At 61.4% G+C, this 1,958-nt stretch carries 3 protein-coding genes; 1 reads left to right on the top strand and 2 read right to left on the bottom strand.

Annotation, left to right across the window (positions count from 1 at the left end; all coding sequences use genetic code 11):
• Nucleotides 1–35 precede the first annotated feature (35 nt).
• Nucleotides 36–596, bottom strand: a complete 561-nt coding sequence (locus EN939_RS32095; RefSeq protein WP_127271578.1) for a DUF192 domain-containing protein — start codon at nt 594–596, stop codon at nt 36–38.
• Between the two features lie 24 nt (nt 597–620).
• Entirely contained in the window at nt 621–1,217 is a 597-nt protein-coding gene (locus EN939_RS32090; protein WP_032901396.1) for a cold-shock protein, read from the bottom strand.
• A 217-nt stretch (nt 1,218–1,434) separates the two neighbouring features.
• On the opposite strand from EN939_RS32090, the gene gloA reads away from it, so the two are divergent.
• The gene (gene gloA / locus EN939_RS32085; RefSeq protein WP_127271577.1) at nt 1,435–1,875 is read left to right on the top strand and encodes a lactoylglutathione lyase; all 441 of its coding nucleotides are present in this window, start codon (nt 1,435–1,437) and stop codon (nt 1,873–1,875) included.
• Nucleotides 1,876–1,958: the final 83 nt, after the last annotated feature.

The following is a 1,958-nucleotide window of genomic DNA, read 5'->3' as shown; positions in this document are numbered from 1 at the left end:
GGTGAAAGACTGCATCTGCGATCCCGCCTGTGTGCTCAACCGCCACCGCCATTGGGTGCATCGCCATTGTCGGCTGGTGGCATGCCGGGGCCGGATACCGTGCCCACGGCCGGATGGCGCAAAAGGTCGCCATACTCGATGCCGTTCCTGGCGGCAGTGCCGGCCTTGAGCTCGAGCACGAAGCGCACCGGTACGCCGGGCGAAACGACGGCGTCCGATTGCGGCTCGCCGTGCTTGACCGCCCGGATCTTGCCATCCTGGCCGACGAAAATCAGATCAAGCGGCATTGGCGTGTTGTGCATCCAGAAGCCAACCTGCTGCTGGACCTCGAAGACGAACAGCATGCCGTGGTTGTCCGCCATGTCCTGGCGGTACATCAAGCCGGCCTCGCGCTCCGCGGCGGTGTCGGCGACTTCGATGGAAAAAGAGCGATCACCGCCTTTCGTCACCACGACCAATGGCGCCGGATCGGCTGGAAGGATCATCGCCCGGCTGTCCGCCGAGGTCGGCTTTTCGGAATAGAAGTAACCACCGGCGGCGGCGATGAAGGCAATCGCGCACATCGCGCCCGCGGTCAGCCAGTTCCTGTAAGCCATTCGAAATCCTCGGCCGGAAACGCCCTAGTGCGAGACCGGCAAGGTCCCCATATCGGGGTGAATTTCGGCGGCCATAAGGCCTTTGTCGCCGCGTCCGAAACGAACCAGCACGACCTGCCCCGGCCGAAGCTCGGTGATACCGTAACGGCGCAAGGTCTCCATATGGACGAAGATGTCCTCGGTGCCCTCGCCGCGGGTGAGAAAACCAAACCCCTTGGTGCGGTTGAACCATTTCACCAGGGCGCGTTCGAGACCGCTCTCCGGCGTCACCGCGACATGGGTGCGCTGCTCCTGCATCTCGGCCGGGTGGACCGCGGTGGTGACGTCCATAGAGAGCACCCGGAAGGCCTGCAATCCGCGGTCGCCATGTTTGACGAGGCAGACCACGCGTGCGCCCTCCAGGGCCGTCTGAAAGCCATCCCTTCGAAGACATGTCACATGGAGGAGGATATCGCCGGAAATGCCGTCATCCGGCAAAATGAAACCATAGCCCTTGGCCACATCGAACCACTTGATGGCGCCGGCTATTTCGAGCAAGTCCGCGGCATCGCCGCCTTCGTCACGCTGCAAGGCGTCGCCGAGGGGTCCGTCCCGCCCCGTCAAAGAGGCCTTTTCCCCCATAAGAATGCCCCCTTTTTTCAAGAACACCGCAACTGATTCTTGCCAACAGATTAACACTGCGGCTTCCGGTCTGTGCAAGACCTGCCGTGCCTTTTTTCACGGTTCATTTGGGCAATACCGGATTTGTTCTTTGCCGGCATTGCGCACCGCCGCACGATTGCCCTTTGACAGGGCCGACCCTATGTTGCGCCGCAACGCAATTTATCGAGGAAATCACATGCGCTATCTGCACACCATGATCCGCGTCACCGACGTCGATGCCTCGCTCGACTTCTACTGCAACAAGCTCGGCCTCAAGGAAGTGCGCCGCTACGAAAACGAGCAAGGCCGCTTCACGCTGATCTTCCTCGCGGCCTCCGAAGACGAGCAAAGCGGCATCGCCGACAAGGCACCGCTGATCGAACTGACCTACAATTGGGATCCGGAAGACTACAAGGGCGGACGCAATTTCGGCCACCTCGCTTATGAGGTCGACGACATCTACGCCACCTGCCAGCATCTGATGGACAATGGCGTCATCATCAACCGGCCGCCGCGCGACGGCAACATGGCTTTCGTCAAGTCGCCGGACGGCATCTCGATCGAGCTTCTGCAGAAAGGCCCGGCCAAGGCCAAGGCGGAGCCCTGGGCTTCGATGGCGAACACCGGAAGCTGGTAGCCGATCACGCTGTCTTGAGCGGACAATGCCAGGCTGACGGCCCGGTACCGTTTGGTTTTTCAGGGGCGGCGCCTATCTGTCTG

Origin of the sequence: Mesorhizobium sp. M7A.F.Ca.CA.002.05.1.1, assembly GCF_003998335.1 — a bacterium.
Lineage (GTDB): Bacteria > Pseudomonadota > Alphaproteobacteria > Rhizobiales > Rhizobiaceae > Mesorhizobium.
This window is presented reverse-complemented; position numbering and strand designations above follow the sequence as displayed.